Annotated in this window: 6 protein-coding genes; 4 read left to right on the top strand and 2 right to left on the bottom strand. The window is 73.7% G+C overall.

Features of this window, described 5'->3' with window-relative positions:
• Positions 1 to 12: 12 nt before the first annotated feature.
• The gene (locus ACWF62_RS16645; protein WP_378508408.1) at positions 13 to 378 is read right to left on the bottom strand and encodes a HesB/IscA family protein; all 366 of its coding nucleotides are present in this window, start codon (positions 376 to 378) and stop codon (positions 13 to 15) included.
• A gap of 155 nt (positions 379 to 533) precedes the next feature.
• Here ACWF62_RS16645 and ACWF62_RS16650 point away from each other — a divergent pair, with 155 nt between their 5' ends.
• The 4 genes from ACWF62_RS16650 (at position 534) to ACWF62_RS16665 (ending at position 3,663) form a co-directional block, all read left to right on the top strand.
• A complete protein-coding gene (locus tag ACWF62_RS16650) occupies positions 534 to 1,199 on the top strand; it encodes a DUF3043 domain-containing protein (RefSeq protein WP_452630655.1) in 666 nt (221 codons plus the stop codon).
• A gap of 77 nt (positions 1,200 to 1,276) precedes the next feature.
• Positions 1,277 to 1,738, top strand: coding sequence for a bifunctional adenosylcobinamide kinase/adenosylcobinamide-phosphate guanylyltransferase (locus ACWF62_RS16655; protein WP_378508436.1), 462 nt, complete (start codon positions 1,277 to 1,279; stop codon positions 1,736 to 1,738).
• A gap of 40 nt (positions 1,739 to 1,778) precedes the next feature.
• Positions 1,779 to 2,900 carry a nicotinate-nucleotide--dimethylbenzimidazole phosphoribosyltransferase gene (cobT, locus tag ACWF62_RS16660; RefSeq protein ID WP_378508406.1) on the top strand — a complete coding sequence of 374 codons (1,122 nt, stop codon included), beginning with the start codon at positions 1,779 to 1,781 and terminating at the stop codon, positions 2,898 to 2,900.
• Positions 2,901 to 2,904: 4 nt separating this feature from the next.
• Entirely contained in the window at positions 2,905 to 3,663 is a 759-nt protein-coding gene (locus ACWF62_RS16665) for an adenosylcobinamide-GDP ribazoletransferase (protein WP_378508405.1), read from the top strand.
• 7 nt (positions 3,664 to 3,670) lie between these two features.
• On the opposite strand, the gene ACWF62_RS16670 is transcribed toward ACWF62_RS16665, so the two are convergent.
• Positions 3,671 to 3,874 carry a PLD nuclease N-terminal domain-containing protein gene (locus ACWF62_RS16670; RefSeq protein WP_452630657.1) on the bottom strand — a complete coding sequence of 68 codons (204 nt, stop codon included), beginning with the start codon at positions 3,872 to 3,874 and terminating at the stop codon, positions 3,671 to 3,673.
• Positions 3,875 to 3,955: the final 81 nt, after the last annotated feature.

Below are 3,955 nucleotides of genomic sequence, written 5' to 3' on the forward strand. Positions count from 1 at the left end.
CGGGTGTGCGACTCAGTTGAAGGAGTCGCCGCAGGCGCAGGAGCCGGTGGCGTTCGGGTTATCGATCGTGAAGCCCTGCTTCTCGATGGTGTCGACGAAGTCGATGGTGGCGCCCTCGACGTACGGCGCGCTCATCCGGTCGACAGCGAGCCCGACCCCACCGAAGTCGACGACGAGGTCGCCGTCGAGGCTGCGGTCGTCGAAGAAGAGCTGGTAGCGCAGTCCGGCGCAGCCACCCGGCTGAACGGCGATGCGCAGGGCCAGGTCGTCGCGACCCTCCTGGTCGAGCAGAGCCTTGGCCTTGGCCGCTGCCGCGTCGGTCATCACGACCTTGTGCGCGGCGTCGTTCTGCACGGAGCTGTCGTTCTCCACTGTCATGGGCTCTCCCTGTTCGCTCGTACCAAAACCCGTGAACGCTACAACCGTACTCCGCGCGACACTATTCCCGCCGCGACCCTCGACTTTCGGACCGACTCGTGGGGCGGGACGGTCCGGGGTCGTGGCGGCGGGAGGCCAGCAAGTAGCCTGGTGGGGTGAAACTGCTGCGCCGAGGCAACCCCGACAATCCCGACAACGGGGATGACCGGGCCGACGAGTCGACCGCTCCCGAGCCGACCACCCCGACCTCCTCCGCCGTCACCGAGGGCAAGGGGCGTCCGACGCCGAGCCGCCGGGAGGCCGAGGGCCGACGCCGCGGGCCGGTCGCACCGGCACCGATGACGGCGAAGGAGGCCCGCGCGCGGCGCAAGCAGAACCGCGGCTCGAAGGAGGAACGCAAGGTCGCGTCCGCCGAGCGGCGCGCCGACGCCGCCGACCGCCGGGCCAGGATGCTCGCGGGCGAGGACAAGTACCTGCTGCCCCGCGACAAGGGCCCGGTCCGCGCCTACGTCCGCGACCTGGTGGACTCGCGCAGGCACCTGGTCGGCCTGTTCATGCCGCTCGCGGTGCTGCTGATCCTGGCGATGTTCCTCGATCCGTCGCTGCAGGCCTACGTCACGCTCGGCATGTTCGTGATGATGCTGTTCATGGTGGTCGAGGGCATCCTGCTGGGCAGGCAGGTCAACAACAAGGTCCGCGACCGCTTCCCGGACTCGATCGACGGTGGCTTCAAGCTGGGCTGGTACGCGTTCGTCCGGGCATCGCAGATCCGGAAGATGCGGGCGCCGCAGCCGCGGGTCTCCCCCGGCGACGCGGTGTGACGACCGCGGCCCCTGGTCGGCGGGTGCTCGTCCTCGGCGGGGCCCGCTCCGGCAAGTCCGGGCACGCGGAATCGTTGATGCCCGCGGGTGAGACCCGCTACGTCGCCACCGCCCGGATCGACCCGGAGGACGCGGACTGGACCGCGCGAATCGACCGGCATCGGGTCCGACGGCCCGCGCACTGGACGACCGTCGAGAGCGGGCGCGGCCCGGGACTCGCGTCGATCCTGCGTGCGGGCGGCCCCCCGACGCTCGTCGACGACCTCGGCACCTGGCTCACCGCCGAACTCGACGACGCCGACGCGTGGGACGCTCCCCGCGGCACGATCACGCCCCGCTGCGAGGACCTGGTGACGGCCGTCGCGGGCTACCCGGGCACACTCGTACTCGTCAGCCCCGAGGTGGGGCTCGGCGTGATCCCCGAGACCAGGTCCGGGCGCCTGTTCCGGGACGAGATCGGCGCCCTCAACGGCGCCATCGCGGGGGTGTGCGACGAGGTCGTCCTCGCGGTCGCGGGGCTGACCGTTCAGCTGAAGTGACGACCGTCCCGATGCCGCGACCCGACGCGAAAGGTGTGCTGTGACAACCGAATCGACCTCGACACCCGAGGACGCGGAGACCGCAGGGGTGTCGTTCGACCCGGTCGTCGCGCCGTCGGCGTCGGCGCGGACCGCCGCGGACGACCGGCAGGCGCAGCTGACCAAGCCCGCCGGATCCCTCGGCCGTCTCGAGGACCTCGCGGGCTGGGTCGCCGCCTGCCAGGACCGGTGCCCGCCGACACCGTTCGCGCGACCGCGGGTGGTCGTGTTCGCCGGCGACCACGGCGTCGCCCGGCACGGGGTGTCCGCGTATCCGGCGGAGGTGACCGCGCAGATGGTGGCGAACTTCCTCGCTGGTGGCGCCGCGGTCAACGTGCTCGCCGCGGCGAACGGTGCCGGGGTGCGCGTCGTCGACATCGCCGTCGACGCCGACACCGACCCGGCCGTGTCCCGGCACAAGGTGCGGCGGTCCAGCGGCGCCATCGACCGGGAGGACGCGCTGACCGCGGAGGAGACGGCCCGCGCGATCGCGGCCGGGCGGGCGATCGCCGACGAGGAGGTCGACGCGGGCGCCGACCTGCTGATCGCCGGTGAGATGGGCATCGGCAACACGACCCCGGCGACGGTGCTGATCGCGACGCTGACGGACACCGAACCGGTCGCCGCGGTGGGCCGCGGCACCGGCATCGACGACGCGGGCTGGATCCGGAAGACGGCCGCGATCCGGGACGCGATGCGGCGGGTGCGACGCCACGCCGCGGACCCGGTGGCGTTGCTGCGGGTCGGCGGGGGCGCCGACCTGGCGGCGATGGCCGGGTTCCTGGCGCAGGCCGCGGTGCGGCGGACCCCGGTGATCGTCGACGGCCTCGTCGTGACCGCGGCGGCGATGGTTGCGGAGGAGCTGGCACCCGGGGCAAGGGAATGGTGGGTGGCCGGGCACCGGTCGACCGAACCATCCCACGTGGTTGCGCTGCAGCGGCTGCACCTCGACCCGATCCTGGACCTGCGCATGCGGCTCGGCGAGGGGTCCGGCGCGGTGGTGGCACTGCCGGTGCTGCAGGGCGCGGTCGCCACCCTCGCGAGCATGGCGACCTTCGCGGACGCCGGGGTCAGCAACCGCGAGGCAGGCGACAGCCTCGCCGACGCCGCCGTCACGGACTGACGACGTGGGCGGGTTGCGGTTGGCACTGTCCTGGCTGACGGTGCTCCCCCTCCCGCACCGGGACGGCGGGCCGCCGATCGACCGCGCCGCCGGCCGTCGCGCGATCGCGGCGGCCCCGGTCGTCGGGGTGCTGTTGGGGCTGCTCGCGGCGGCGGTGACCGCGGGACTGCTCGCCGCGTCCCTCGGCGCCGCCCTCGCCGGACTCGCCGCGGTCGCGGTGCTGGCGTTGGCGACCCGCGGCATGCACGTCGACGGGCTCGCGGACACCGTCGACGGCCTCGGCTGCTACGGCCCGCCCGAGCGGGCCCTCGAGGTGATGCGCAGCGGCGGCGTCGGCCCGTTCGGGGCGGCGGCGCTCGTGATCGTCCTTGGCGGGCAGGCGCTCGCGTTCGGTTCCCTCGCCGCGTCCGGGCAGTGGGCGGCGGTGCTGCTCGCGGTCGCGGCGGGGCGGGTCGCCGCGGTGCTCACCTGCAGGCCGACGCTCCCCGCCGCCACCGCGACCGGATTCGGCGCGCTGGTCGCGGGCACCCAGCCCGCGTGGGTGCGCGTCGCGTGGACGGCGCTGATCATCGGCGCGTCCACGCTCGCCGTCCCGGACCGGTGGTGGCAGGGCCCGCTGGTGGCGGCGGTGGTCCTCGCCGCGGTGATCGCGCTGACCGGCCACTGCGCCCGCCGTTTCGGCGGCATCACCGGGGACGTTCTCGGCGCCGCGATCGAGGTGACCGTCGCCGCGACCGCGGCCGGTTTCCTGCTCGGCGGCTGAGCGCCGGCTACCGCCCCGGATTGCCGCCGTCGATGCCGTAGCGGTACCGAGCCCCGACCAGGAACCACAGCAGCGGCCCGATCACCGGCAGCACGAACGCCACCGACATCCAGGCGAGCTTGCCGGACAACCCGACCGATCGGGATCGCACGATCGACACCGCGGCGATCACGAAGCAGGCCGCCACCACGACCGCGCCGACAGTTGTCATGCCAGCAGACTGTCACACCGCCGGTCCTGGGGGGGGGGGGGGGGGGGAGAAAAAAAAACGGAAGGAGAAAGGAGAGAGAGG

Source organism: Rhodococcus sp. NPDC054953 (genome assembly GCF_053609225.1).